Annotated in this window: 29 protein-coding genes; 17 read left to right on the top strand and 12 right to left on the bottom strand. The window is 70.7% G+C overall.

All coding sequences use genetic code 11. The features are described 5' to 3' along the window. Positions 1 to 550 precede the first annotated feature (550 nt). The gene (locus ABT254_RS23985; protein ID WP_351473542.1) at positions 551 to 772 is read left to right on the top strand and encodes an STAS domain-containing protein; all 222 of its coding nucleotides are present in this window, start codon (positions 551 to 553) and stop codon (positions 770 to 772) included. Between the two features lie 932 nt (positions 773 to 1,704). On the opposite strand, the gene ABT254_RS23980 is transcribed toward ABT254_RS23985, so the two are convergent. Beyond that, complete coding sequence (locus ABT254_RS23980; protein ID WP_351473539.1) at positions 1,705 to 2,190, bottom strand: DUF5994 family protein; 486 nt, start codon at positions 2,188 to 2,190, stop codon at positions 1,705 to 1,707. 175 nt (positions 2,191 to 2,365) lie between these two features. On the opposite strand from ABT254_RS23980, the gene ABT254_RS23975 reads away from it, so the two are divergent. After that, entirely contained in the window at positions 2,366 to 2,620 is a 255-nt protein-coding gene (locus tag ABT254_RS23975; RefSeq protein WP_351473576.1) for a hypothetical protein, read from the top strand. A gap of 156 nt (positions 2,621 to 2,776) precedes the next feature. Beyond that, the gene (locus ABT254_RS23970) at positions 2,777 to 3,301 is read left to right on the top strand and encodes a DUF5994 family protein (protein ID WP_351473536.1); all 525 of its coding nucleotides are present in this window, start codon (positions 2,777 to 2,779) and stop codon (positions 3,299 to 3,301) included. A gap of 74 nt (positions 3,302 to 3,375) precedes the next feature. Here ABT254_RS23970 and ABT254_RS23965 read toward each other — a convergent pair whose 3' ends face one another. Both ABT254_RS23965 and ABT254_RS23960 read right to left on the bottom strand, forming a co-directional pair. Beyond that, on the bottom strand, positions 3,376 to 3,774 hold the full coding sequence (locus tag ABT254_RS23965; protein ID WP_351473533.1) for a DUF5994 family protein: 399 nt from the start codon (positions 3,772 to 3,774) through the stop codon (positions 3,376 to 3,378). Beyond that, positions 3,771 to 4,343, bottom strand: a complete 573-nt coding sequence (locus ABT254_RS23960) for a hypothetical protein (RefSeq protein ID WP_351473530.1) — start codon at positions 4,341 to 4,343, stop codon at positions 3,771 to 3,773. Before ABT254_RS23960 ends, ABT254_RS23965 begins: the two co-directional genes overlap by 4 nt. A 348-nt stretch (positions 4,344 to 4,691) precedes the next feature. Between ABT254_RS23960 and ABT254_RS23955 the strand changes: the two genes are divergently transcribed. The 9 genes from ABT254_RS23955 to ABT254_RS23915 all read left to right on the top strand — a co-directional run bounded on the left by ABT254_RS23955 (position 4,692) and on the right by ABT254_RS23915 (position 10,621). Beyond that, positions 4,692 to 5,036 carry a hypothetical protein gene (locus tag ABT254_RS23955; RefSeq protein ID WP_351473573.1) on the top strand — a complete coding sequence of 115 codons (345 nt, stop codon included), beginning with the start codon at positions 4,692 to 4,694 and terminating at the stop codon, positions 5,034 to 5,036. A 581-nt stretch (positions 5,037 to 5,617) separates the two neighbouring features. Further along, positions 5,618 to 6,100, top strand: coding sequence for a DUF5994 family protein (locus tag ABT254_RS23950; RefSeq protein WP_351473527.1), 483 nt, complete (start codon positions 5,618 to 5,620; stop codon positions 6,098 to 6,100). A 175-nt stretch (positions 6,101 to 6,275) separates the two neighbouring features. Next, complete coding sequence (locus ABT254_RS23945) at positions 6,276 to 6,692, top strand: ATP-binding protein (protein ID WP_351473524.1); 417 nt, start codon at positions 6,276 to 6,278, stop codon at positions 6,690 to 6,692. A 159-nt stretch (positions 6,693 to 6,851) separates the two neighbouring features. Next, positions 6,852 to 7,304, top strand: a complete 453-nt coding sequence (locus ABT254_RS23940; protein WP_351473521.1) for a DUF5994 family protein — start codon at positions 6,852 to 6,854, stop codon at positions 7,302 to 7,304. Positions 7,305 to 7,540: 236 nt separating this feature from the next. Next, entirely contained in the window at positions 7,541 to 7,744 is a 204-nt protein-coding gene (locus tag ABT254_RS23935) for a cold-shock protein (protein ID WP_351473518.1), read from the top strand. A 178-nt stretch (positions 7,745 to 7,922) separates the two neighbouring features. Beyond that, on the top strand, positions 7,923 to 9,410 hold the full coding sequence (locus tag ABT254_RS23930) for a DEAD/DEAH box helicase (protein WP_351473515.1): 1,488 nt from the start codon (positions 7,923 to 7,925) through the stop codon (positions 9,408 to 9,410). Between the two features lie 89 nt (positions 9,411 to 9,499). Beyond that, a complete protein-coding gene (locus tag ABT254_RS23925) occupies positions 9,500 to 9,805 on the top strand; it encodes a CBS domain-containing protein (protein WP_450748086.1) in 306 nt (101 codons plus the stop codon). A gap of 6 nt (positions 9,806 to 9,811) precedes the next feature. Next, a complete protein-coding gene (locus tag ABT254_RS23920) occupies positions 9,812 to 10,135 on the top strand; it encodes an SCO5918 family protein (protein WP_351473512.1) in 324 nt (107 codons plus the stop codon). Between the two features lie 93 nt (positions 10,136 to 10,228). Further along, entirely contained in the window at positions 10,229 to 10,621 is a 393-nt protein-coding gene (locus tag ABT254_RS23915) for an STAS domain-containing protein (protein WP_351473509.1), read from the top strand. Between the two features lie 163 nt (positions 10,622 to 10,784). Here the strand turns inward: ABT254_RS23915 and ABT254_RS23910 are convergent, their stop codons facing one another. The 8 genes from ABT254_RS23910 to ABT254_RS23875 form a co-directional block, all read right to left on the bottom strand. Continuing rightward, positions 10,785 to 11,078, bottom strand: a complete 294-nt coding sequence (locus tag ABT254_RS23910) for an SCO5918 family protein (RefSeq protein WP_351473506.1) — start codon at positions 11,076 to 11,078, stop codon at positions 10,785 to 10,787. A 130-nt stretch (positions 11,079 to 11,208) separates the two neighbouring features. Further along, entirely contained in the window at positions 11,209 to 11,904 is a 696-nt protein-coding gene (locus tag ABT254_RS23905) for a hypothetical protein (protein WP_351473504.1), read from the bottom strand. A gap of 423 nt (positions 11,905 to 12,327) precedes the next feature. Continuing rightward, positions 12,328 to 12,618, bottom strand: a complete 291-nt coding sequence (locus ABT254_RS23900) for a hypothetical protein (protein ID WP_351473501.1) — start codon at positions 12,616 to 12,618, stop codon at positions 12,328 to 12,330. A gap of 35 nt (positions 12,619 to 12,653) precedes the next feature. After that, positions 12,654 to 14,027: a cryptochrome/photolyase family protein gene (locus ABT254_RS23895; RefSeq protein ID WP_351473498.1), complete on the bottom strand. Its 1,374-nt coding sequence runs from the start codon at positions 14,025 to 14,027 to the stop codon at positions 12,654 to 12,656. Between the two features lie 16 nt (positions 14,028 to 14,043). Beyond that, the gene (locus ABT254_RS23890; RefSeq protein WP_351473496.1) at positions 14,044 to 15,570 is read right to left on the bottom strand and encodes an SDR family oxidoreductase; all 1,527 of its coding nucleotides are present in this window, start codon (positions 15,568 to 15,570) and stop codon (positions 14,044 to 14,046) included. A gap of 228 nt (positions 15,571 to 15,798) precedes the next feature. After that, positions 15,799 to 17,178: a D-alanyl-D-alanine carboxypeptidase/D-alanyl-D-alanine endopeptidase gene (dacB, locus tag ABT254_RS23885; protein WP_351473493.1), complete on the bottom strand. Its 1,380-nt coding sequence runs from the start codon at positions 17,176 to 17,178 to the stop codon at positions 15,799 to 15,801. Between the two features lie 509 nt (positions 17,179 to 17,687). Next, positions 17,688 to 18,401 carry a TetR/AcrR family transcriptional regulator gene (locus ABT254_RS23880; RefSeq protein WP_351473490.1) on the bottom strand — a complete coding sequence of 238 codons (714 nt, stop codon included), beginning with the start codon at positions 18,399 to 18,401 and terminating at the stop codon, positions 17,688 to 17,690. After that, positions 18,398 to 20,068 (bottom strand): gamma-glutamyltransferase family protein, encoded by a 1,671-nt coding sequence (locus ABT254_RS23875; protein ID WP_351473488.1) that lies wholly within the window; start codon positions 20,066 to 20,068, stop codon positions 18,398 to 18,400. The genes ABT254_RS23880 and ABT254_RS23875 overlap by 4 nt, the downstream gene beginning before the upstream one ends. A gap of 217 nt (positions 20,069 to 20,285) precedes the next feature. Here ABT254_RS23875 and ABT254_RS23870 point away from each other — a divergent pair, with 217 nt between their 5' ends. The 3 genes from ABT254_RS23870 to ABT254_RS23860 are packed head-to-tail and all read left to right on the top strand — an operon-like array spanning position 20,286 to position 22,825. Further along, positions 20,286 to 21,125 (top strand): ABC transporter substrate-binding protein, encoded by an 840-nt coding sequence (locus ABT254_RS23870; RefSeq protein WP_351473485.1) that lies wholly within the window; start codon positions 20,286 to 20,288, stop codon positions 21,123 to 21,125. Between the two features lie 31 nt (positions 21,126 to 21,156). Then, positions 21,157 to 22,002, top strand: coding sequence for an amino acid ABC transporter permease (locus ABT254_RS23865; protein ID WP_351473482.1), 846 nt, complete (start codon positions 21,157 to 21,159; stop codon positions 22,000 to 22,002). A 1-nt stretch (position 22,003) separates the two neighbouring features. Next, positions 22,004 to 22,825 carry an amino acid ABC transporter ATP-binding protein gene (locus ABT254_RS23860; RefSeq protein ID WP_351473479.1) on the top strand — a complete coding sequence of 274 codons (822 nt, stop codon included), beginning with the start codon at positions 22,004 to 22,006 and terminating at the stop codon, positions 22,823 to 22,825. A gap of 46 nt (positions 22,826 to 22,871) precedes the next feature. On the opposite strand, the gene ABT254_RS23855 is transcribed toward ABT254_RS23860, so the two are convergent. Then, a complete protein-coding gene (locus ABT254_RS23855; protein WP_351473476.1) occupies positions 22,872 to 23,612 on the bottom strand; it encodes an SDR family oxidoreductase in 741 nt (246 codons plus the stop codon). Positions 23,613 to 23,705: 93 nt separating this feature from the next. On the opposite strand from ABT254_RS23855, the gene ABT254_RS23850 reads away from it, so the two are divergent. Together ABT254_RS23850 and ABT254_RS23845 are read left to right on the top strand one after the other, a co-directional pair. After that, complete coding sequence (locus ABT254_RS23850; protein ID WP_351473474.1) at positions 23,706 to 24,569, top strand: LysR family transcriptional regulator; 864 nt, start codon at positions 23,706 to 23,708, stop codon at positions 24,567 to 24,569. A 118-nt stretch (positions 24,570 to 24,687) separates the two neighbouring features. Then, on the top strand, positions 24,688 to 26,535 hold the full coding sequence (locus ABT254_RS23845; protein WP_351473471.1) for an RICIN domain-containing protein: 1,848 nt from the start codon (positions 24,688 to 24,690) through the stop codon (positions 26,533 to 26,535). The last annotated feature ends 51 nt before the right edge of the window (positions 26,536 to 26,586 follow it).

Here is a 26,586-nt window from a genome sequence, read left to right as displayed (position 1 = left end):
GTACGGGCCGAGGAACTCGATCGAGCCGTAGTTCAGCAGCACCTGCCCGTTCCAGCCGAACTGCCGGGCGATGTGGAAGACGAGGGAGCCCAGCGTATCAGCTGCAGTGGTCGCCGTTGTTGTCGCCACCCCCGGGCATCTTGTCGAGCAGCGCCGCGTCCATGCTGGGGACGCCGGTGATCAGGTCACCTGTGAACAGGTCGTCGATGTTCATGGTCGTTCCTCTCCTAAGGAGTGAGTGGACGAGCCCCGCGAAGTGCGGAGCCCTGGACCCGTCCCGGCCGCGGGCAGACCCGGCGGCCAGGACGGGGGTTCATCGGGGGTGCTGCTGCCACGGCGACAGGGCGCGTTTGTGCCGTGGTTGGGGGATCCCGCTCTGGCCGCTGGGGAGTTGTTGAACCCGCCCCGGTGGGGAACCGGGCCTTCCCGAGGGCTCGTGCAGCCAGAGCGGGAGTCAGTGAGTGCCCGTCGAGGGCTAGGAGCGGTCGAAGTACCAGAAGGCCCAGGCGACCGGTGCGGTGGACCCGCACTGTGCGACCTGGTCTCCGTCGTGCTGGCCGAGGGCAGCAGACATGTGACGCTGGTGCTGTGCGGAGTGACCCGCTGCGACAACGCCAGCTTCTATGTCCTGCTCGGAGTGCGACAGGCTCTCCACCACGCCGGGGGCAGCCTCAGCCTGAGCGGGTCCAGCACCAATGTCCGGCTCGCCTTCGAACGCAGCCCGCTGCGGCAGGTGTTTCCGCTCCACGACGAGGACGACCCCGCGGCTTAGGAGGACGGCGCCCCGGTCACCGGTGGCCTGGGCCGGCCCAGCGAGGAGCCTTCGGGGCAGGGGCTTCTGCGTGAGCGGAGGGAGCCGCACAGGCCATGACGGAGAAGGCCGGGTCACGAGCCACATCGGCTCTGACCTGGTGGTTTCGGACACCGAAGAAGCGCCCGAAACCACCTATCAAGATCACTCCAGGACTTTTGATCCATTGGTTGTGGGTTCGAATCCCACAGGGACCCACCGGTGGCAGGGGAGGAATGGTGCCCGCGCTCCACGTAGTGGCCGCAGCCGTGGCGACCACTCTTGACCCACCACGCACGACCGGGTCATGAGTGCCTCCATGTGCTCCTGCAACGGCATATTTCCAACCGGGCTCGTCTCCGGAAGCCGGCTTTCCGCCAGCCCTTAAGAAGCGCTCCCCGCGCCTCCGAGTCGTCAGCGTGCCCATAGCGTGCCCCTAAGACCGGTAAACCACGGTCAACAGCGGTGCGATCCTGCCCTCTCGGACGTCACGTCACAGCACATACACCCAGGTCAGAAGCTATTCGCCTCCGCAAGCGCCGTCGCTTCCCAAGCTGAGAGCGCGAGTTCCATTCTCGTCACCCGCTCTTCTTGAAGCTCCAGGTCAGCGGCCTGGGGCTTGTTTCATTTGGGACCCGTTGCTGCGCTTACCGGTACTCGTGCGCTGCGAGATTGGGCGCGCAGAGGGCATGCGCGCCTTGAGGAGGCGCCTCATTGACGTCTCAGTGTGGCGCTGAGCTGTACTTTCACGTGGATGGGCCGGAGGCGAGCCCTCAGCCCGCTGAGCGGTAGGCCGCCGGCAAGCGCCACGTTCACCACGTCGGCGAGGTCGACGTCCAGCGCGCGGCAGCGGACGCGGACAGACATCCCGGCAGCGGACGCGGACGGACATCCCGGCGCCGGACCGGCCGTCGTCATATCCGCGGCTCCACCCGGTCGGTGCCGGTGTCGATGAGGATCTGTGCGGCCTGGGTGATGTTGTCGGCGCGTACCGCTTCGGCCATCGCGGCGCGTGCCGCCTCGGGCGTCGCGTGCGGCGGGACAACGAGGAGAGAGAAGTGGTCCGCCTCGCCCCTGGTGACGAGGACGGTGTCGTCGCCGACCGGGAAGGAGTCGATGTGGACCACACGGTCGTCGACGATCAGTCGCGTCGGCAGTTCCTCCCAGGCGGTGGCGTCCAGGCCGATGCGGGTGACCGGCCCGAGATACTCGGTCAGAGCGGTGATCAGGGCGGGCAGCTCGGCTGCGATGTCACGGGACCGCGGCCACCATGCCCCGTCCAGAACGCCCTGCCGTTCATGTGTCGTCTCCAGCCGTACGACGGCCGTCCCGGGCTTCGCCACCTGGTGGAGCGTGTCCGGCAGGAGCCTGGTCGCACGCGGGGAGTCGGAGTCGGGCATCACACTCACCTGTCTGTCCGCCGGCGGAAGCGCGGAGTGGATTCCTCGTTCCACGGTACTCCGCGGCTCACTGCGGCCGGGAAGGCCGCTGGTCACGCGCGTGAGCCGCGAGACGCGCCGGAGTAGAGTCGAACATCCGGTCCGTTCATCCGTGCCCAGACAACCCGAGGTCGCCATGCAGCAGACCAGGCAAACCCCCTCGGAAGGGCACGCCGACGTACGCATCGTCGCGGCCTCACCCGAGGTCGCCCGCCGTGTCGCGGAAGTGCTCCGACGTTGCTTCGCGGCGACCGAGCAGCGCAGCTATCCCGCGGGCGCCTGGGGAGGAACGCGCCTCGAGCTCGTCGTGGACACGACGCGGGCGGCGGAGCCGGCGCGGTCCTGGCTGGAGACCAGCCGCTCCCCGGGAGCGGACAGCCGGCGCGAGTGAGGCGACGGCCAGGGCGGTCCGTTCGGCCTGTTCGAGGAGTAGCGTGAGGTCATCGGGAGCATTTCGCACACCGACCCCGATGCCGGTGTCGTTCCTGGTGAGCAACGACGCCGGACAACTGCCCACGCGCAGGGAGTCCGGAGACGGGTCCACACGATGTCCGCGACCACCGGCCGTCCTCCGCTGAGCGCCATACCCTTCCGGGCTCCGACCGCACGCCTCGCCCTCAGACCCGTGAGCCCTTCCCCGGAACACGTCGAGCTGGACGGCGCCTGGTGGCCCCGCTCACGTGACCTGACACAGGAACTCACCCCGCTGGCCGACGTACTGGACCCGCTGTGGGGCCGGATCACCCGGATCGCCTTCAATCCCCGCTACTGGCCCATCATTCCGCGCAGAATCTTCGTCAACGGCCATGTGGCGAAGGTGGGTTGGTTCACCTCGGAGCTGGATCCGCACAAGATCCTGCTGCTGTCCGGCACGTCGGGCCCCTGGAACCTCCTGGTGGTTCCCCCCGGGACCGACGACGCGGCTGCCGCCCGGCTGATGGCTGCCGCGAGCGCAGGCACGGGCCCGCACTGGACCGCGTCCGCCCTCATGACGGCGGAAGAGCCTGACGGCACAGCCTCGTCGTACGACACCGGGACCGGCCCGGCGGACGGGCCGGCGGCGGGCATGTGACGGCCGGCTCACCGCCCTGGCCTTCAGTGCCCCGGCGGCCAGGTGAGCGGCCCGGCAGCCGGTCACCGGCCGGGTCAGCCCCGACCGTCCGCGGCAGCCGACATGAGCGGTTCTGCGGCCTCCTCGGTCGTGTCCGGCGGCACGACGAGCAGGTCCCAGCGCCCCCGGCCGGGGGCGAGCAGGACGACGGTGCGCGGGGCGGATGCCGCCGGTGTCCTGCGCAGCCGTACGACCTGGTTGGAGACGAGCATCCGGCCGGGCACCGCGGACCAGGTCGCCCCGCTGACCGTGACGCTGGTGATGTGGCCCCACGCGTGCGGCAACCCGGCGAGCAGTTGCGGAAGTTCGGCGAGGAGGTCGTACGAGCGAGGCCACCACGCGCCGTCGATGGCCCGGGGCAGGTCCCTGTGCGGGGCCAGACGCAGGCGCAGGGCGGGCTGGGAGGGAAGCGGGGGTTGCAGTGCGGTGGTCATGACGGCTCCTGCCAACTGCCTTGCACAATGGGATGGTTGACGCCTGGCACGACAGGCCGCGGCCCGAACCTGCGTCGGCCGGCGCGCGTCGTGCAGCCGCCGAGGCGTTCGAGGAGTCGTATGACTGCGGCCGACGGGGCGAGCCGACCGCGGTCGGCGCCGTGCCGTGCGCTGGTGGGGTCGGCGTGGTGGAGGGGGTACGGGCTCTCACCGAAGGAGAGCGGGCCCGGCGGCCACAGGCTGGTGGCCCGGTCGTGGTGACTGATGCGAAAGGGGCGCTCACCGATCATGCGGCTGTCCGTGATCGTTTTGATCGTGCAGAGGACCACGGCGAGCAGGATGTCGACGCGTGTGGGTGAGCCGACCCCGCAGCAGCCGGCCGCCCAGGCCGAGAGCCGGGAACGGCCACCACGATCACCGTCGGCGCCGCCGCATACAGCCACTCCCCGCCGCCGCTCACGGGCAACGGGCCGTCCGGCGGGAAGGGGGGAGGAGCCGTCACGATCCCGGGGCGGCGATGCGGTGACCGGCGGGGTCGCCGCGGTGGGTGTGGTGGAGCCGGGTGACATGGAGGAGCTCCTTGACCTCGGCGGAGGCCGCTGGGACGGAGGTGCGGCCGGGGTCACGGGCTGCCCGTGGTTGGATGGGTGGCGTACTGGAGACGACCTGTCGGATGGGCACGACGCACCCTTTTTCTCCCCACCACCGTACTCCCCGTGCCGGGAAGCCCTCGCAGACCGCTGGTCAGGCCGGTGCCGCGTTGACACGGATCGTCGCCGGACGTTGACTGACGGGACGGCGCAGAGCCGTGATGGCAGGGCCGTTCGGGCTTCAGGCAGCCTGAAGCAGGCCGCCGGGAAGGCCAAAGGCGTCTTCGGGCGACGGCCCCCATCACCACGGGAACGGTGAATACGACGATGTACGACCAGACACGCGCCCAACAACCCGCCGACCGGCCCCCGGGCCTCGCCGGGCGCCGCGCCCCGGGCGTGGAACCGCTGCTCCCGACCGACGAACGGGACAGGATCGTCCGGCGCCTCGGACACGCCGTGAACACCTTCGCGGACGCTCCGGGCGAGGCCCTGGAGGAGGCCGAGAACGCCTTCGACGAAGCCACCGAGGCGCTGGTGAACGCCCTTACGGAACGTCGGCGCGCCCTGCGCGCGGGCTGGCAGGACCGGGATCCCGAGACGCAGTCCGCCGAACTCCGGCTCGCGCTGCGGGAGTACCGGGAGATCACCGGGCGGCTGCTGCGCGCCTGAACGGGGCGGCTGCTGCGCGCGCGAACGGCCACAGGTCCGCCCGCGCAAGCGCCTTCCGACGGCCGCCGCCGGTTGTTCGATCCCCGGCAGCGGCCGTCTGGGACTCCCCGCGCGGCCGAAGCCCCCTTCACGGGCGCGCGATTGGGGGCCGTGTGCCCCGCATCGGACCGCGCGACGGCATGCGGGAGGCACCGCGCCGGTCTCGCGACGAGGGGAAGCAGGACGTGGCGAGCACTGGAGCCGACCACAACGTGTGACGAAAGCCGACCGCTCTGCAGAGGCTGAGACTCGATCCTTGCCCGGGGCTCGGGACACAGACAGCCAACGAGCTGCCGACCGGCGTGCGTTCCGACGAAACGTGTGCACGGCGGAATGCGGCAAGCCTAGGTGGACTCGCCCCGGGTGAGAACCCTTGAGGGCCATGGAGAATCCACCGGGCGCGGCCCGCCCGTCCACGCGCCGGGGCGGAGTAGCGTGGAACGGACCAGGAGTTGCCCGTACGCCGGCTCCCCGTCGGCGTCGCTCTCGGCGCACCACGACACCGGTCCGTCGCACGGCGGCCCGGGGACAGGGACCGCGACATGAACGCGCCCACCGGTCAACGCGCCTCGCCCGGGCGGATACGACCTTCTTCCCTTCGGCCCGTCCGTCTCACCCTGCGTCCGCCGACCTTTCCGCACGGCCCCGTGAGCGGCGCCTGGTGGCCCCGTTCCGACGATCTTCCGGCCGAACTGCCCGCTCTCATCGAGGCGTTCGACAGGTCGTGGGGGCGTGTGACTCGTATGGCCGCACACCGCAGCGCCTGGCCTCAGGCACCGTGCGACCTGGCCGTCGCCGGCCACACGGTGCGGGCAAGGTGGTTCACATCCGGGTTCGACCCGCACGCCATCCGGCTGTTCGCCTACGGCGTCGGACGCCGGGACCTACTGATTGTTCCGCCCGGGACCGAGACCGCCACGGCCGGGCGGCTGATGAGGGCCGCGGCCGATCCCGCGCTCCGCCTCACCGCGAGCGCGCTCCTTCGGGACGGGGGAGGAAGCCGCCGTCCGGCAGGGGAGACGTGACCTCCACGGCGCGGCAGCGTGTCCCGCCGGCGGTGCCCGGCTCAGCCGTTTCCGGTTGGCGATCACCTGCAACGGGCATCAGCACCGGGCAGGCCCGGCCGGGCAGGACATGCCGCGGCGGGGGAACGGCCACGGCCATGGTGGTCGGGTGGCCCAGGAGGGGATGTGATCCGCCATGCGTACGCGTCGGCGTACCCATCGGCGTTCCGCACGAGTCGAGTACCTGCTGCCCGACGAGGCCGAATCGGCGGGCAGGGCGCGCAAGTTGACCTCGCGGTTCCTCGCCCGGCCCGACCGCCGGACGGCGGGGCTCGACGCCGAGCACATCGGCGACGCGACCCTCATCGTCTCCGAGCTGGTCACCAACGCCACGCGGCACGGCGGCAGCTGCCGCCTGCGCCTGCACGTGTCGGACACCCAGGTGACCGTCGAGGTCTACGACGGCAGCCCCGGCCGACCCGAGGTTCGGCCGCTGACGACGTGGGCTGAGAGCGGGCGCGGCCTCGCCATGGTGCGGTGCCTGGCACAGCGCTTCGACATCGATCCGGTCGACGGGGGCGGCAACAGAGTGCGCGCGGTTCTGGCGCTGTGACCGGCCTGACCGGCCAGGGCGTCGCTCCTCGAACCGCTCCTCCCCGTCCAGGCGTAGCCTGGACGGACCGAGGGCTTTTCGCGCAGCGCGACCGGCGGTGCCGTTCCCGGCGAGTGACCAAGCGGGCAGCCGCCCTCGGCTCCCGGACGGGAGCGCACGATGGAACCCGGCGGAACGCCTGCCGAAGACCTGCCCACTGACGGCGGGCACGACTACCGAATGCCCCTGCCCCGTCTGGCTCTCACCCCGGGAGTCGGCCACGGCCCGCTGGACGGGGCCTGGTGGCCGCGCTGCGACGCGCTTGAACTGGAACTGCCGTCACTCGTCGCCACGTTGGAGCCGGACCTGGGCACCACGGTGTGCGTCACCGTGGACGCCGCTCAATGGCCCGACGCACCGCACACGGTGATGGCACCCGGCCGAGTGATCACCGTGGAAGCGACCCGATCCGCGGGCGAGAAGCATGTCATCACGCTGGACTGCGACAGCGCCGGACGCCGCGTGCTCCTCGTCGTCCCGCCCCAGGAGTCCGCCGACGAAGCCTCCCGGCTGATGACCGCGGCGGCCGACCCCGCGCTCCACCTCGGCGCGAGCGCGCTGCTGACCCGCTGATCGGCAAATATCTGTTGCCTCGAAGAGAGAATTAGGCACGGGGGAGGAGGAATATTTCTCCCACCCATCCGGTTGAGCGGAATTATTCGCGACAGGTGGCCCAATGCGCGTGCTACTGTCGAGACAGGTTGCAGTTGTGGTTGCCAAAAGGTTCATTTTCCGACGGGCTGATCATCGCGGCGACACGGAGGCCGCACAGGGCGAACTCCGAGCACCGTTTCCGAAGGAGAAATGACATGGCTACAGGCACTGTGAAGTGGTTCAACGCCGAAAAGGGCTTCGGCTTCATCGAGCAGGACGGCGGCGGCGCCGACGTCTTCGCCCACTACTCGAACATCGCCGCCCAGGGCTTCCGCGAGCTGCAGGAAGGCCAGAAGGTGTCGTTCGACATCGGGCAGGGCCAGAAGGGCCCGACCGCCGAGAACATCGTTCCGGCCTGACCACAGCACCGACGCACACTTCGCAGCTGGGGCCCGCACCTTGGGGTGCGGGCCCCAGCTCGCTGCATTTTCAGGGGAAATCGCCCCTGTCGTCTTCGGCTCGTTCTCGCGATTCTCTGCGCCGTTCATCATGCTGCGGGAATTCCTTGATACGCGCCCGCATCGAGGAAGAATCCACATGAACACAGCACGCGTTTCACGCGCTCAACGCCCCCAGCGAACCCCGCGCGCCACCCGCCCTTACGACCGTTTCGAGGGCTCCCCCGCAAACCGCTCCGGCGCCCGGCGCCGCCCCAAGGTCCACGACAGCCGACAGGCCGCGCCCGGCGGCGAGTTCGCGCTGCCCAAGACGATCGAGCCCGCACTGCCCGCCGTCGAGTCGTTCGCCGAACTCGCCATGCCGGCACCGCTGTTGGCCGCGCTCGGCCACCAAGGCGTGAGCGTGCCGTTCCCGATCCAGGCGGCCACCCTGCCGAACTCCCTGGCCGGCCGTGACGTACTCGGCCGCGGCCGCACAGGCTCCGGCAAGACCCTCGCCTTCGGCCTCCCCGTGCTGGCCCGTACGGCGGGCCGCCGAGCCGAACCACGGCAGCCGCTGGCCCTGATCCTGGTACCCACCCGCGAACTCGCCCAGCAGGTCACCGACGCGCTCACCCCGTACGCCCGCGCCGTGCGGCTGCGGCTGGCCACCGTGGTCGGCGGGATGTCGATCGGCAGGCAGGCGCATGCGCTGCGGGACGGGGCCGAGGTCGTCGTCGCGACGCCGGGGCGGCTGAAGGACCTCATCGACCGGGGCGACTGCCGGCTGGGCGAGGTCGCCGTCACCGTCCTGGACGAGGCGGACCAGATGACCGACATGGGGTTCATGCCCCAGGTCACCGCGCTGCTCGACCAGGTGCGTCCCTCAGGCCAGCGGATGCTCTTCTCTGCCACCCTGGACCGCAACGTCGACAAGCTGGTCCGCCGCTATCTGACCGACCCGGTGGTCCACTCCGTCGACCCGTCGGCGGGTGCCGTCACCACGATGGAGCACCACGTCCTCCATGTGCACGAGGCGGACAAGCACCGCACGACGACCGAGATCGCCGCGCGCGACGGCCGGGTGATCATGTTCCTGGACACCAAGCACGCGGTGGACCGGCTGACCAAGCACCTCCTCGGCAGCGGTGTCCGGGCGGCCGCCCTGCACGGCGGCAGGTCCCAGCCGCAGCGCACCCGGACCCTCGCGCAGTTCAAGAGCGGGCAGGTGACGGCGCTGGTGGCGACCAATGTCGCGGCGCGCGGCATCCATGTCGACGACCTCGACCTGGTCGTCAACGTGGATCCGCCGGGCGACCACAAGGACTATCTGCACCGCGGCGGCCGTACGGCCCGGGCCGGCGAGTCGGGCAGCGTCGTCACCCTGGTGACCCCGGGCCAGCGCCGTGACATGAGCCGGCTGATGGCCTCGGCCGGCATCAGCCCGACGATCACCGCGGTGCGCTCGGGAGAGGCGGAACTGAGCCGCATCACCGGCGCCAAGGCCCCGTCCGGTGTCCCGGTCGTCATCTCCACGCCGACCGCGGAGCCGCCCCGGCGGGCCGTGTCCGGTGCGTCGGCCTCGGCCCGCAGCCGACGGGGGCGCCCCGCCCGGGGCCGGTCCGCGGCGAGGCGCCGCGCAGCATGACATGTCGCCGGTCCGTCGCCGGTCGGCGACGGACCGCCTGCGCAAGCCCGTCGCGCTCAGAGAATCCGCACGTACCGCAGGAGGCAGCTGTGACACCGATCCAGACTCATCGAAACCCGAGCACTCCCGAGGTCATGGCCCGGGTCGACCACGTGGACGCGATCGAGCTGCGTGTGTTCGACGACATGACCGTCGAGGTGGCCCTGTCTGTCATGGCCGGTGCCGGTGTGGACCACCTGCTCCTGTGCGACGGGGACGACGAGCGCACCGGCTCGGTCACCCGGGCCCAACTCGCCGTGCACCGCGACAGTTCCGCCTACACGGACCACGTCCGGCTGCGAGACGTCCTCGACGGACCGTGCCCGTTCGTCCGCCCTTCCACCTTCTCCCTGTGAGGCACCATGCGCTGTGTCATCGCCCGCTACCCGTTCGAACTGACCAAGCACGGAGTGCTGGACTCGATGGCGGGCGTCAGGCCCGAGATCGTCACCGGTGATTCCGTGACCATCGGCCGCCGCCGCTATCCCGTGATGCAGGTCGGTGAGGTCATCACCCGGCAGGACCGCCGCGACTTCACCAGCGGCGAGGTCATCCGGACCATGGCCCGCCTCGGCTTCACCTGTCACTCCCGTCCCGGGGCCGCACCGACCCCGGACGCGGGTGCCCGTAGCCCCCTCCAGGCCGCCTCGGAAGCGCTCGGGGGCACCGGCCTCCAGGACGCCTGATCCCGTACGGCGGACAGCGTTCGTCCAAGCTCCAACCGGGCAGAGGAGATGGGGCGCATGTGCGCTCATCACGACCCGTCCGAGCCTTTCCGTATGCCCGAACTGTTCGACGAATGCCGGATGGTGTGCGCCCGCGGCCAGCTGGACCTGACCGCCATGACTCGCCTGGTGCACGCTCTGCAGGGTGCCCGCGCCGGGTGCGGACGCGTCTTCCTCATCGTCGATCTCCGCGAGGTGACCTTCGCGGACGGAAGCATCCTGCAACCGCTGTGCGAGGCGTGGGACGACTGCCGGGCCCGGCAGGGCTGGGTCCGCGTCGTCCACAGCAGCCGTGGCATAGAACTCGTCATGCTGGACGGCGGGGTACTCGGCCGCTTCCCCGCCTACGCCAGCGCCCAGGACGCCTGGCGCGGAACGCCAACGGCAGCGCGGGGCGCAGCACTCGCCCCCATATCGACACGTACTGCCGACCCAGAGGCCCGATGACGTACGGCAGCCCGTACCGGGCATGGATCTCCCGTGCCCGGGGACGATCGAAGCACGCCGGACGGCCGGTGGCCGGGCGGCCGCAGGTTTTGCGCGGGCGGGCTGCGCGCAGAAGGGCCGCCGCGTCACGGATCGGCCGGATCACGGCGGACGTACGGGAGGGTCAGCCGAGCGACCGGTCGACGGAACCGTACGACAGGCCGGGCGTCGGCGAGGGCTGCTGAGGTGCGGTTCGGCAGGTGAAGCCGAGACGGACCAGTGCCCGGACCATCTCCGCGGCGGTGAAGTCGCGCGGGTCCTGGCGGGTGATCACCACTCCCACCTGCTTGACGGGGTACACCCGGCCCCCGATGACGACACATTCCCCCGTCAGGGCCTCGGGCAGGACGTTCTCCATCGACATCTCCACGACCGCCTTGGACAGGTCGAAGGGATAACGGGCGATCACACAGCGCATGGTGCCTCACCAGGGTCGGGACGGATCCGGGACGGGTGGAACACGAGAAGGGGCAGTGCGGTCGACACGAGTGCCGGCCGAGAGCGGTTGACGGGCCCACGCCCGCCGGTCGCTGGTCGCCACCCGTCGGTCAGCGGAGCACCAGAAATCGGCCGGGAGCGAGATGCGACGCCTCACGGGCGTCGGCCGACAGGCAGCGCCAGCCCCAGGACAGAAGTGCTTCGAGCATGTCCGCGTTGTCCCGGTCGACCAGCGTGACACCGAGCGCGGCTGAGTGATCGCTCAGCAGACGCTTCTGCAGGCGCCGGGCGAGGTTCCACTCGCGGCTCTGGTCCTGCGTGCGTACCCGTCGCTCCACGAGTATGTCGGCGACGGCGAAGAGCCTGCCGAAGGCGGCGACACGCAGCAGGCTCTGCGGGAGGCACCCGTCGAGGCCGTCCCACCAGGGCCCGTCGCCACGCACAGGGAAACCGTAGGCGCAGGCGGTGAGGCCGATGGCGCCCGAGGGGCCGGCGGTCTCCGCCACGAGCAGTTCGAACCCCGGTCGCCGCATGTGGCCCGCGAGCCGTCGCCGGAACACGGCGGACCGGTCCTGGCCCGACGCGTCCGAGGCCCGCACCTGGTGGGAAGAGGTGTTGGTGTACAGCTCGCCGAGCTCTTCCATGCGGTCGTCGATCTGGCACCGGGTCAGCGGGCGGACGAACTCGCCCTTCTCGGGTGAGGGCCCCTGCCGGCGCCGCTGCGGCGGCGCCTCGGTAAGCGCCGGTTGTCGGCCGGGTGTCCCCAGGTGGGCGGTCTGCGGGCGGTCCGGCGTGTTCACGGTCATGGGCGAACCCTGCTCCGGGTCCGGACGGGTCCGGCCCGGCGTCGTCGTTCGCCGAGAACGGCACCGGCGCGTGAGCCGGCACACGAGGTGCCCTCGGTGCCTTCGAGCCTACGCCCGCCGACGGGGCCGGAGAGTGCACACCCACCCGGCAGGGCACTCCGACACTCGTACCGAGCGGTCAACCACGGTCGACAGCGGTGCGACCCCGCACTCCCAGCCGCTACGTCAGATGCATACGGCCAGGTCAGAGGCGCTCCGACCTGAAAGCGCCGTCGCTTGCCAAGCTGAGAGCGCGAGTTCGGCTGCAAAGCGCCTCGGCTCAGACCTTCTCCGAACCAACGCGTGGATGTCCGGCAGTGAGGATTTCCCGATCACGCTGTACGGCCTTTGCCAGACCCTCGCTGTCCAGGACCAGGGCACCGCTCACGCGGCCGTCCCGGCATTTGAGGCGCCGCCGGTCAGTCGGGCACGTTTGGCTGCCACGGCCTCGGGGTCGGCCGGGCCGTGCACCTCGTCGAAGTCCGCGATCAGCTCGTCCAGGTTGTCCCGCTCGATCTGCCGCTGGGCCGCCCTCTCCAGGTACGCCGATACGCCCCGCTTGCCGACCCGCTCACGGATGGCCCGCAGGGTTCCGGCGGACAGTGTGACGGAGATATCGCTGGTCGGGCCGTCGCCGGGCAGGAGAGCGGAAACCGACGGTCGACAACGGTGCAATCCGACTCACGCGCCTGGGGTTTGTCTTTGTTCGGTCAGTTGGCTCTCCGCCGCTGCCTGAATCGGGTGGTGGCTGCGGCGAGGTCCACGATCGGGGCGGGGTAGTCCAGGCCCGACCGGGTGGCTGTGTCGAGGTGGACGACGCGGTGGACCGCGGTGGCGTCGAGGTGGCTGAGCTCGGGGAGCCAGCGGCGTACGTACTCCCCGCGGGGGTCGTACCGGCGTGCCTGGACGAGTGGGTTGAGGAGCCGGTTCGGGCGGGTGTCCGTGCCGGTCCCGGCGACCCACTGCCAGTTGAGCTGGTTGTTCGCCACATCGCCGTCGACAAGGAGGTCCAGGAAGTGGCGCGCTCCCGCCCGCCAGTCCAGGTACAGCGTCTTGGTGAGAAAGCTCGCCGCGAGCAGGCGGGCACGGCCCGGCATCCAGCCCTCGTGGCGAAGCTGTCTCAGGGCGGCGTCGACGACGGGGTAGCCCGTGCGGCCGTCCTGCCAGGCTTCGAACTCCTTCGTGGCGCGGCGCCAACGGTCGTGCCGGGGCCGGTAGTCGTGGTCGGCAGCGTCGGGGCGGGCCGCCAGGACCTGGTGGTGGAAGTCCCGCCAGGCGAGCTGGCGGACGAAGGCCCGCGCACCGGGATCGTCCTGAGCACGGGCCCGGTGGAGCAGTTCGGTGGGTGAGAGGCAGCCGAAGTGCAGGTAGGGGGAGAGCCGGGAGGTCGCGTCGGCGGCCAGGTCGTCGTGCCGGTCTTCGTATGCGGACAGCGGGCCCGCCAGCCATGCCCGCAGCCTGCGGCGGGCCTCGGACTCCCCGCCGGCTGGCAGGCCCGGCGAGGTGGAGCCCGACGCGAGGGACTTCGCGCGAGGAAGACCGGCCGAGGCCACGTCCGGCAGCCGTACGGCGTCCGGTGCCGGCAGGACGCCGCGCACGGAGAAGCTCTCCCATCGGCGGAAGTACGGGGTGAAGACGGCGAAGTGGTCCCTGTCCTTGCCCGCGGGTGTCAGGGCCCCCGGGGGCACGGCCGTCAACGAGGCCTCGTGGACGCGTAGTTCGCGTCGGTCGCCGGCCAGCTCCGTGCGCAGCCGGTCCTCGCGCCGTGCCGCGTAGCGGCTCACCCCGCCCGCGATGTGCACCACGGCTGCCCCGGTCTCCGCCGCCACCCGGCAGGTCTCCTCGACCACGTCACCGACGCGCACCACCAGCCGGCCGCCCCTTGCCCGCAGGGCGGCGTCGAGATCGGCCAGGCTGTCGGCGAGGAACGCGGCGCGGTTGGGTCCGGTGAAACCGGTGCGGCGGATGCCGCTGTCGACGACGAAGAGCGGGACCACACGTTCCGCGTCCTTCACAGCGGCCCGGAGGACCGGGTTGTCGTGCACCCGCAGGTCGGCGGTGAACAGGGCGACCGAGACGCTCACAGTTCCTCGAGCCCCCTCAGTGAGTGCGGGCCGGTTCGGGGGCAGCCGATTCGGCCGCGGCGGCGATGTTGCGGACCATGCCGCCGAAGACCGCGGCGTGGAAGGGGGCCACGCCCCACCAGTAGGCGTGCCCGGCCAGGCCGTGCGGATGGAACAGGGCCCGCTGCCGGTACACCGTGCGCCCCTGTGGATCCCGGTCGACGGCCATCTCCAGCCAGGCCAGGCCCGGCAGCCGCATCTCGGCGCGCAACCGGAGCAGCCGGCCCGGCTCGATCTCCTCCACTCGCCAGAAGTCCAGGCTGTCGCCGACCCGCAGCCTGGTCGCGTCCCGGCGGCCCCGGCGCAGACCGACACCGCCGACGAGGGTGTCCAGCCAGCCCCGCAGGGACCAGGCCAGCGGCGAGGAGTACCAGCCGTTCTCGCCGCCGATCGCCTCCACCACCCGCCACAGCGCCTGCGGCGACGCCGCGACCGTACGCTCGCGGTGATCCGTGTAGAGGCTGCCGCCCGCCCAGTCGGGGTCGGTGGGCAGCGGGTCGCTGGGGGCGCGCGGAGTCGAGGCCGAGGACCACCTGGTGGCGACGTCCGCGTCCTGCACACGCCGCAGAGCCAGCCGGATCGCCCGGTCCAGACCGACCGGTCCCTCCGGTGGGTCCGGCACATGGCGGACGATGTCCCGCTCGGCGCAGACCACCTCGTGCCTCAGCGACTCGACCAGCGGGCGCGCGAGAGCGCCCGGCACCGGGGTGACCAGACCGACCCAGAGGCTGGACAGCCGGGGGGTGAGCGCCGGAACCGGGAGGATGACCCGTTTCGGCAGCCCGGCGACGACGGCGTACCGCCGCATCATCTCCTCGTACGTGACGATGTCCGGTCCGCCGATGTCGAAGGCGCGGTTCACGTCGTACGGCAGCCTCGCGCATCCCACGAGGAAGCGGAGCACGTCGCGGACGGCGATGGGCTGGATGCGGGTGCGCACCCAGCTCGGGGTCACCATCACGGGCAGGCGCTCGGTCAGGTACCGCAGCATCTCGAACGAGGCCGAACCCGAGCCGATGATCACGGCTGCCCGCAGTACGGCGGTCGGCACGCCCGAGGCCAGGAGGATGCGGCCCACTTCGGTGCGGGACCGCAGATGGGGTGACAGTGCGTGCTCGGGTACTCCGGAAGGGCTGAGTCCGCCGAGGTAGACGATCCGGCGGATTCCGGCTGACCGCGCCTGCTCACCGAAGATCCGTGCCGCGCGCCGGTCGGTCTCCTCGAAGCCCCGACCGGTGCCCAGCGCGTGCACCAGGTAGTACGCGACGTCCATGCCCTCCATGGCCGCGCGCACGGCGCCCTCGTCCGTCACGTCCCCGCGCACGGCCTCCGCCTGCCCGGCCCACGGATGATCCCGCAGCTTGCCGGGCGAGCGGGCCAGGCAGCGCACGGAATGCCCGGCGGCCAGCAACTCCGGCACCAGCCTTCCACCCAGGTAGCCGGTGGCGCCGGTGACCAGACAGCGCAGCGGACGGTCGTCGTCGGTCATGCCCGTCGCACGCATGCCTGTTGAGTGCGCTGTGTCCCGCGACGGCCTGCGGACCGGGGCGCAGGAAACGTCATGGCTCTCATGTCCTCCTGGGAGGCGCCTCCTGAGGGGCGCTGTCGCTGTTCCCCGACCCCATGCTTGGGGCCGCGGACGAACACCGCAACCTCGCCGTCCCCGGCCGCCCCGGAGCGCCCTTCTCTCCGACGCACCCGGGGCACACGTTCGCGTCAGGCCCGGCGGCCGTTATGCCCAGCAGCCGTTCACGGTCGCGGCGAGGCCGTCCATCGCGTCCTTGATGGCGCTGTTACTGGCCGTCGAGTCGTTCTCTATGAAGGAGAAGACCTTCCACCGGCCGTCCTTGCCCACCGTCAGGCCGCTCAGGGCGATGGCGCCGGTGAGGGTACCGGTCTTCGCGTACACCTTGCCGACGGCGCACTTCGAGTTCTCGTCGTCGAAGCGGCCCCACTCCGGGCCGAGCGTGCTGCCGGCCTCGCCCGCGACCGGGAGGCCGTCGCGGATCGAGCCCAGGATGTCCTCGTAGCGCTTCTCCGTCAGCAGGTCGAGGATCTCCGCCAGGGTCCGGGCCGGGATGCGGTTGGCTCGGGAGAGGCCGCTCCCGTCGTACACCTCGAAGTTCTCCAGCGACACTCCGTACCGCCGGCTCAGCACGTCGCGCACGACCGCCGTGCCGCCCTCGAACGTGGCCGGCTGCCCGGCGCCCAGTGCGGTCATCCGCAGCAGGGTCTCGGCGATGTTGTTGTCGCTGACCTTGAGCATGTGGTGGACGATGTCCGACAGCGGGGCGGACCTGTGACGGGCCACCGGTACGTCGGTGATGTCCGCCGTCCGGCGTGTGACGTCGCCGTCCACGGTGATGCCGTCGGCGGCGAGTTGCTGGGCGAAGACCTGTCCGGCGTCGATCGAGGTGTCGTCGACGGCGTGTCCGTCGACGACGAGGGCGCGGACCGGAGCGACGTCGCCCGGGAAGTAGTCGGGCTTCCAGCCGTGGGCGAGGGTCGAGTCGGAGAAGAGGCTGTCGTCCACGGCGACCTTCACGCCGGTGAGACCCGCCGCCTTCAGCCCGGCCACGGCGTCCTTGGCCATGTCGGCGAGGTCCGCGGTGGTCAGCGTCCGGTCGCCGCCGCCGACGAGGGTGAGGGTGCCGTCGCCGTAGACGACCTTCGTCTTGAACCGGTGGTCCGGGCCGAGCACCGTCAGGGCGGCGGTCGCGGTCGCGAGTTTGGTGTTGGACGCCGGCATCAGCGCGGTGGCGCCGTTGTGGTCCCAGACGGTGTTGTCCGACTCGGCGTCCAGCACCACGCCGCTGACGTTGCCGCCCAAGCGGGCGTCGTTGACGCGGGTGTTGAGGTTCGCGGCGATCGCCTGGTCGGCAGGATCGAGGTCTTCGCCCGCGTTCGGGGCCGCGTCGGGCGTGGTCGCGGTGGTGTTTGCGTCGGCGGCGAAGGCCGAGGGCCCGGCGAGCACCGCCGACGCGACGGGCACGGCCATGGCGAGGACCAGAGCTCGGCGGGCGCCCGCGCCGAGCTGCTTCGGCTTGCGATGCCGGTGGCGACCGCCCGGGGTGAAGGCGGATGGGGGCACGGCTTCGGGTTCGGGGTTCATGGGGGACTTTCCGTGATGTACGCCGGCGGAAGGAGGTCAAGCCGATGTAGTGGGGGGTCTGACTCAGTGGCGCGAAAGGATCAGCGCCCCACAAGTGGTCACATGAACCCCACGGCCCCCAAAAGATAACTCACAAGTAAGGGACGGAGATCACAGGTTCGCGCACGCCATCGACCCGGATTCCAGAGGGAGTTGGCCAACTGTGCACCTGCGGCAGTTGCGCGTGCTCACGGCAGCACCGCCTCGTTTCCGATGTGCGTGAGTATCCGCTCCAGCCAGGCCGGAAGATCACCCTCGACTTCGGTGCGGTTGGTCTCGTTGAACAGTTCGTGTCGCGCTTCGGGGTGGACGCGGCAGGTGATGTCGGTGAGGCCGGCCTGCCCGTAGCGGGCGACGAGCAGGTCACTCAGCGCGAGACCGGCCTTGAGCGGGTCCCGGTCGCCGACCAGGACGTGGAGGGGCAGGTGTGCCGGGATGCCCCGGGGCTGCGCGAGTGCTGTCGAGGCGGCTCAGGTGCAGCGGGTCTCGTGCTCCGACTTCGCGCGGACCGTGTCGATGACCGCTTGGACGGCCGTCACGAAGTTCTGGGGGTCGTCCAGGGCAACGAACCGTGGCGCGACACGTGCGATGTTGGGGTACTTGTCGGGCGGCAGCGTGAGGTAGTCGGTCTTCCAGGCGTGCAGATCGGCGTCCCGGAGCTCCGGGGACAGCGCGGCCAGGCTCGCGTCCATGGCGCTGTAGGCCAGCACCAGGTCGGCGAAGACCCGGTAGTAGCGGGCGGCTTCGGCGTCGTCGAGGCCGGCCCGGCGCATGCAGTCCAGTTTGCGCTCCACGGAACGGAACTCGTTCTCCCGGCGGGCGGTGCGCGCGGCTGCCAGGGCCCCGACCCTGGGATGGCGGAGGAACGCCGCATGGGTGTGGATCGCGATCTGCATGAGGTCGTGGGCCCAGTCGTCCGTGGGCGGCGGGGTGTTGGCCAGGGCCTCCTCGTGCAGGGCGTCGATGAGCGCCAGCAGCAGTTCGTCCTTGTTGCGGAAGTGCCGGTAGATCGCCGTCGGATGGGCGGACAGCTCACGGCCGAGGGCCTGGAACGTCAGCTTCTCCATGCCGGAGGAGTCCGCGACCCGGAACGCCGCCTGGACGATCAGCTCCTGGCTCAGGGTGCCGCGCGGCAGCCGGCTCCGGCTCGCCCTCCTGGTCGTCCTGGCACTGCTGTCGGTCATGCTTCCTTCCCCACGTCGATCGCTCCCATGGTCTCGCACCCGCATGGCGTCATGCCGGCCACCGCCGAACCGTCCGCGCGCGGATCGGTGGCCGCCGCCAGGTGCGGTCGGCCGTCCCCGGCGACTCGCCGGACCAACTGGCCGTGCCCCACCCCGTCGTCGTTCGCGCCGAGCGAGCGGACGGTGAAGCCCGCCCCCTCGATCGCGCGGACGCCGGCGGCGGGGACGTCCCGCTCGGTGCTGACGACTCCCGCGCCGGTCGTCACCCCCGCCTCCATGGCTCCGAGGACCCAGCGTGGCACCGACACGGCGTGTTCGGGAGCGGAACCGGCGGCGAGGTGCAGGGCCATGTGGGTGTGCACCTGGGGTTGCGCGCGTCCCCCCATGGCGCCGTGCGCACCGACGAGTTCGCCCCCTTCGCGGACCAGAACCGGCATGAGCGTGTGCAGCGGCCGCTTCCCGCCGGCCAGCTGGTTGGGCGAGGCGGGGTCGAGGGAGAACGAGGCACCCCGGTTGTGCAGGACGATCCCGGTGCCGGGGTCGAGCAGGGCGGCGCCGAAGCCGTGGAAGACGCTCTGGATCAGGGAGACCCAGGTGCCGTCCGCGTCGGCCACCACCACCGCGACGGTGTCACCGGTCGCCTTGCGCCGGCCGAGCAGGTCGACCGCCGTACCGGCCATGGCGTGCTCGGCGACGCGCCGCGCGTACGCGTCGGACAGCAGGTGGTCGACGGGGGCGCTGCTCCACTCCGGGTCGGCGCAGTGGCGGTCCCGGTCGCCGGCGGTCCAGGCGAGTACGGAGGCGACCACGCCGGCGTCGCGTCCCAGCGGGTCGAGCGGCCCGCGGAGGGTGCGGACCACGTCGAGCGCCTTGAGGCCCTGGAGGAAGTAGAGGCCCTGCGAGTTCGCGCCGGCCGACAGGTACTCGACACCGTCGTACTCCACGGCGAGCGCCGGCGAGAGTTCCACGGTGTGTGCGGCGAAGTCCTCCTCCGTCATCGCGGATCCCCCTGCCGCGAGCAGCTTCACCAGGCTCGCGCCCACCTCGCCGCCGTACATCGCGGCGGGGCCTTCCGAGCCGATCCGGGCCAGGGAGCGGGCGAGGTGGGGCTGGCGCAGCGTCTGCCCGGCCGTGAGGACCTCGCCGTCGGCGAAGAACACGCCGCGCATGCCGGGATCGCGCGCCAGGTTGCCGCTCTCGCGGGCGAGGTCGTGGGCCAGTCCGGACGCCACGGGCACCCCCTCACGGGCGGCGGCCTCGGCGGGCGCGAGCGCCGAGCCGAGCGGACGGGTGCCCCAGGTATCGGCCAGTACGCCCCACCCGGCGACCGCGCCGGGAACCGTCACCGGCAGGGCGCCGAGCACGGGCATCAGGTCGTACGCCGCCGTCAGCGACGCCACGTCGATCGCGCGCGGGGACCGGCCGCTCGCGTTGACGAAGCGGACGTCGCCGTCCCGGGTGCCCACCAGGGCCAGCAGGTCGCCGCCGACCGAGCACTGGTTGGGGTACACCACCGTCAGCATGGCGGCGGCGGCGAGCGCCGCGTCGACCGCGTTGCCGCCCCCGCGCAGGACCTCGGCCGCCGCGTCGCTCGCCGCGGCGTGAGGTGTGGCGACGGCCCATTCCCCGCCCCTCGCGGCGAGCTGACGTTCGGTGAGTGCGGACATCGTTCTCTTTCCCGAGTGCGCCGGCGGCCGCCTGGGGTGCGGCCTCTTTAACCGCCGCGTTACAGGGGACTTCTTGACAGTCCAAGAGCGGCGGGCCTAGCTTCCCAGTCATAGTCAACGTTATCGACTATGGCATTGACTTCCATCGCCGCGCAACAGCGCGAACTCTCAAAGGGGTTCGGAAATGGCCAGGTCGCTCTCCTTCTCCCGTAGATCGGTGTCCGTGCTGACCGGCGCCGCCGCCGCGGCCGCCATGGCCCTCACCGGATGCGCCGACAGCTCCGGCGGCACCGACACCGCCGCGAAGGCGGCGTCGGTCAAGGTGCCCGCGGGTGCGCTCGTGAAGGGCGGTCAGATCACCTACTGCTCGGACATCAGCGCGCCGCCGCTGACGTACTACGACGCCGCGCAGAAGCCGGTGGGAGCGGAGATCGAACTCGGGAACGCGCTGGCCGCCGAACTCGGGGTCCGGGCGAACTGGGCCAACACCAGCTTCAACGGCATCATCCCGGCGTTGCAGGCCAAGCAGTGCGACGCGATCATCAGCCAGCTCTACATCAAGCCGGAACGGGAGAAGGTCGTCGACTTCGTCCCGTACATGTACGCCTCCAACACCCTCGTCGTGGCCGAGAAGAACGCCAAGACCATCAAGAGCGCGGACGACCTGTGCGGCAAGAAGGCCGCCGGGCAGACGGGCACGACCATCGTCCAGTACCTCACCGACCAGTCCGAGAAGTGCGCGGCGGCCGGGAAGCCGAAGATCGACATCCGGCAGTTCACCAAGGACAGCGACGCCCTCCAGCAACTGCGCCTCGGACTGGTGGACGCCTACGGCACGACGCTGGAGACCGCCGCGTATGTGCTGAAGCAGCAGCCGGGCACCTTCGGCCTCGTGGGCGAGCCGTTCAATCGCATCAAGGTGGGAGCCGCGACCGGCAAGGACGACGCGTCCCTGCACGACGCGCTCACGAAGGCACTGGCAGCGGTACGCAAGAGCGGCACGTACGACGCGATCCTCAAGAAGTGGAACCTGTCCGGCGACGACATCGCCAACTGATTCCGCGGCAGGCGCGCAGAGAGAGGACGACGTGACCCACGCAACCGTGCTCGCCGACGCGGGGCAGCCGGCCGGCTTCGACTGGCCGTTCTTCTGGCACTACCTGTTCTCGCCCTCCGGGGCGTTCCTCGACGGACTCTGGCGCACCGTCTACATATCGGTCATCGCCCAACTGCTCGGTGTGATTCTCGGTTTCGCCGTCGCGCTGGCCCAGCGCAGCCGCTTCGCCCCGCTGCGCTGGGGCGGCCGTACCTATGTCTGGCTGATCCGCGGCACGCCCCTGCTCGTCCAGCTCGTCCTCGTCTACAACGGCCTCGCGGCGGCGGGCATCTACCGCTTCGCCGACCTCCAGGTCGGCGGGCTCGTGCTCCTCGGCGTCGTGCAGGCGGCCATTCTGACGCTCGCCGTGAACGAGGCCGCGTACATGGCCGAGATCTTCCGCGCGGCCCTCGACGCCATCGATCCGGGGCAGGCGGAGGCGGCGCAGGCGCTGGGCATGACCCCCGCGATGACCATGCGGGTCGTGCTGCTGCCGCAGGCGATCCGGATCATCGTTCCGCCGCTGGGCAACGAGTTCAACCTGATGATGAAGTCGACCTCCCTGCTGTCGGTCATCGGCCTCCAGGAGATGTTCCTGACCGCGCAGTCGATCAACTCGGCGACCTTCAAGACCTTCGAGATCTTCCTCGTCGCCGCCTGCTACTACCTCGCGCTGACGACGGTCTGGTCGTTCGTCCAGCGGTTCATCGAGCGCAGACTCGCGGATCCCGGACAGGTGATCACCACACCCTCGCTGCGGGAACGGCTCGCCGGTGGCGGCCTGCGCCGCACCACCGGCCGCGAGGACGCCGCGCTCGTGGGCAAGGAGGCCCACTGACATGGAACCGATCACAAGTCCGGCTGACGCGTCGGCGGTGATGTCGGCACGCGGGGTGGTCAAGCGCTTCGGCGACGCCCGGGTGCTGAACGGCATCTCCATGGACGTCCGGGCCCGCGAGGTCGTGGTCATGGTGGGGCCGTCCGGGTCCGGCAAGACCACGTTCCTCCGCTGCCTCAACCACCTCGAACGCATCGACGAGGGCGAGATCCTCATCCACGGCCTCCCGGTCGGCTACCGGCCACGGCGGTCCGGCTCCGATCAGCCGGTGTCCGCTCGGCCGGTGGAGGAGCGGCCGAAGGTGGTGGCCGAGCGCCGCCGCAACATCGGCTTCGTCTTCCAGCGCTTCAACCTCTTTCCCCATCTGACCGCGCTCGACAACGTGGCCGTGGCGCCGACGAAGGTCCTCGGCATGCCGAAGGCCGAGGCCAGGGAGCAGGCGCAGGCGCTCCTGGCAAGGGTGGGCCTCGAACACAAGGCGTCGTCGCGGCCGTCGGCCCTGTCCGGCGGCCAGCAGCAGCGCGTCGCCATCGCCCGCGCCCTCGCCATGAAGCCGGAGTTGATGCTCTTCGACGAACCGACCAGCGCCCTCGACCCCGAGATGGTCGGCGAGGTCGTCGCCGTGATGAAGGAACTCGTCGACGACGGCATGACGATGATCGTCGTCACGCACGAGATGGGGTTCGCCCGCTCGGCAGCGGACCGGCTGGTCATGTTCGACCAGGGGGCCGTCCTGGAGGAAGGCCCCCCTGAGAAGCTCATGACCGACCCCGCCCACGCACGCACACGCGCCTTCCTGCGCCGTATCGGCGAGGGCGGCTGAGCGAGCGCGGCACGGACACCGAGCCGGGTCCCCAACGGTTTCGGGGTCACCAGGGGACGACGCCGTCGTCCTCGAAGAACGAACCGGTCGGACCGCCGTCGGGCAGCGTGGCCAGTCGGATCGCCGTTGCTGCGCCCTGCTCGGGAGTGCGCGGCCCGTGGAAGCCGGTGAAGTCGGTCGCGACCAGGCCCGGGCAGGCGGCGTTGATCAGGATGTTCGTACCGGCGAACTGCCGGGCGTACTGCACGGTGACGGCGTTGAGGAACGACTTCGACGGCGCGTAGGCCGCCATGACAGGTCCGATCTCGATGTCCGGGTCCGCCTGCCGGGTCAGGGAGCCGACGGAACTGGAGACGTTGACGATGCGCGGCGAGGGCGAGCGCCGCAGCAGCAGCGGCAGCATCGCGTTGGTCACCCGGATGACACCGATGACGTTGGTCTCCACGACCGCGCGGACCACATCGAGGTCGAGCGTGGTCGGATCCTGCACCCACCCCGGGCCCGTATCCCCCGAGATGCCGGCGTTGTTGACCAGGACGTCCAGACGCCCGGCCTGCCGTTCGATCAGTTCCGCGGCATCGGTGACGCTCTGATCGCCGGTCACGTCCAGCGGCACCCCGAACGCTTCCACCCCGGCGGCGCGCAGCTTCTCAAGGGCGGCCTCGCGCCGGGCGGCGTCGCGGGCTCCCACGCCCACGCGGTAGCCGAGAGCGCCCAGCCCGTTCGCGATTGCGTACCCGATTCCCTTGTTCGCGCCGGTCACCAGCGCGATCTTCGTTTCGCTCATGACGTCGATGCTCGCTCGCGGTCGAGTGGCGCATCCAACACCGATACAGTGCCCTGTCATACCCGGTAGGTATCACCGACGTACGCTGGGGCCATGGACACCTTGGAGACCCGCGAGCTGAGATATTTCATGGCCGTCGCCGAGGAACTGCACTTCGGCCGTGCCGCCGAGCGGCTCGGCATGGCCCAGCCACCGCTGTCCCGGGCGATCCAGCAGCTCGAGCGGCGCCTCGGTGTCTCCCTGCTGAAACGCAACCGCCGGGGCGTATCCCTGACCGGCGCCGGAGAGGTGCTGATGCACGAGGGGCGCGCAGCCCTCGACGCGACCACCGCCGCCGCTCGCCGCACCCGTCGCGCCGGTGGTGCCGACAGTCCGGGGGGCCGACGCAACCGCCTGGTGCTGGCAGTGAAGGCCGCCGCCTCTCACGAGCTGCTGCAGAAGCTCCTCGACGCCTACGCGGCCGAGCCCGACGCCGCCGAGATCGAGGTGCTGCCGAGCGGCACGTGCGAGCAGGGAGAGATGCTGCGCGACGGCCGCGCTGATGTGGCGCTCATGCACACACCGTTCAACTCCCTCGCCGGGTTCGACAGCGAGGAACTGACGACCGAGGGGCAGATCGCCATCCTGCCCGCCCGGCACCCCCTCGCCGCACGCAGGACTCTGTCCCTGGCCGACGTCAGCGACATCCCCGACCTTCCGCTCGCCCGCTGGCCCCGCCACGGCACGTACCCACCCGGCCCGGGCCCCGAGATCCACGACCAGACGCAGCTGGCCCAACTGATCGCCCTCGGACGCACCGTGGCCGTCTTCCCCGACTCCGCCCGCGCCTGGCTGTGGGCCGAGCACACCGCCGTCCCCCTGACCGACGCACCCCCCGTCGTCACCCACATCGTCTGGCCCGCGCACAGCCGCTCGCTCGCCCTCGCCGGGCTGATCCGCACGGCCACACAGCTATGACCCCAAGGCGAAAAAATCTGTGAATCTTCGCGGCAACCTTTTCGGCCTCTCGGACCACTGAGTGTTGTCCGGCCAAGTGGTCCGGTCAGATGCAACGGCTGAAAGAGAGAGCGCAGGCATGTCCCTGGAACGAGAGCACAGACATGTCCCCGGCCCACCCACGCCCGTCGGCGGCCACCCTGCCGACGGTGGTGCGCCCGGTGGTCGCCGCAAGCATCGTGGCCGTCGGTTGCTCGCGCGTCGGGGTCTGTGGGCGGGTCTCGCCATGGTGGTCGTGGCCGGCTCGGCTGTCGTGGTCAGCCAGGCTTCGGCGGACCAGAAGAAGACTCCGGACCTGAAGAAGTGGTACGTGCTGGTCAACCGCAACAGCGGCAAGGTGCTGGACGACCGCGCCTCCGCCAAGAACGACGGCGCCGCGGTGGTGCAGTGGAGCCGTCACGGCGGCCCCAACCAGCAGTGGCGGTTCATCGACGCGGGTGACGGCTACTTCCGGCTGCAGAACCGGACCTCCGGCAAGGTCCTGGACGACCTCGGCTGGTCGAAGACCGCCGGCTCCGCCGTCGTGCAGTGGAAAGACCAGAACGGCACCAACCAGCAGTTCAAACTGGCCAAGTCGCCGGACGGCTACGTGCGTCTGGTCAACCGCTTCAGTGGCATGGCCGTCGATGTCCACAACGCCGCCAAGACCAACGGGAGCGGTGTCGTCCAAAACCGCGACCGGGGCCGCGCCGATCAGCAGTGGAAGCTCGTCGAGGTCGGGAACGTCAGCGGCGGCACGCCCACCACGCCGAGCAGCAGCGCGCCCGCGAGCCCGGCTCCGAGCGCCCCGCGACCGTCGTCCTCGCCCTCGTCCGCGTCTCCGTCACCCACGGCCGGTGGCGGCAGCTCGGCGAGGCGTTTCCTGGGCAGTGACAAGGTGGTCATCGGCGGCTCGATGTCCGACGCCTCGGCGAACGCCGCGCCGTTCGACGCGCGCTACGCCTATGTGCACAGCCAGCCCGCGCCCTCGTCGGACTACTACACGGCGGCGAAATGCCACGACGACTGGTCGGGCTGGTGGGGCTGCTGGAACGGCAGCACCACGGCGCCCGGCACGTACGTGACCTGGCGGGACGACGTGGTGTCCCAGGCGACGTACAAGGGCAGCTCGCGTCCTCAGAAGATGCTGTGGACCTGGTACTCGTTGCGCGACCTCGGCGATGCGGCGGGCGAGGGCGACGGTCCGGGTGAGGTCAAGGCCATCAACCGGACCGACCTGCTCACCCGCTACCTGAACGACTACCGCTTCTTCCTCCAGAAGATCGGCAAGACGCAGGCCGCGATCGACCTCGAGCCCGACTTCTGGGGCTACGTCCGCTCGCTCGGCGATCCGCACCAGGTTCCCGCGCAGGTGAAGAGCGCGAATCCGACGGACTGCGGATCGCAGGAGAACAGCGCCACCGGGCTCGCCCAGTGCCTGATCTCGATGGCGCACAAGTACGCGCCGAACACCGAGGCGGGGATGCACCTCTCCTGCTTCGACTGGGAGACCAACACGCAGGCTTGCGTCAAGTCCTACGAGAGCTTCGGCGCGAAGAACGCCGACTTCCTGGCCACCGACGTGTCGGACCGCGACGCGGGCTGGTACGCGCAGCCGGCCCACGGCGGCAGTGACCACTTCTGGAACGACCAGAAGGCCGCCGCCACGATGAAGTTCTACAAGACGATGGCCGAGTCCGTGGGCAAGCCGGTGGTCCTGTGGCAGATCCCCGTGGGCAACATGGCGCAGAACAACACCCTCAACCACTACAAGGACGACAAGGTGGACTGGTTCTTCTCCCACATGGACCAGGTCGCTGACGCCCACATCGCCGGCCTGTTCTTCGGGCCTGGGCAGCAGGAACAGACCACGGTCGAGTCCGACGGCGGGAACCTGATCAACAAGGTGATCGCCTATCACAACTCGGGCGGTACCCCGCTCAAGTAGTCGCTTGGGTGGTGAAGACAACGAAAGGCGCCCCCATCTCTTCGATGGGGG

It is taken from the genome of Streptomyces sp. NPDC001137 (genome assembly GCF_040298885.1).
GTDB lineage: Bacteria > Actinomycetota > Actinomycetes > Streptomycetales > Streptomycetaceae > Streptomyces.
Note: the sequence above shows the minus strand (reverse complement) of the source record. Positions and strands in the feature narration are given on the sequence as shown.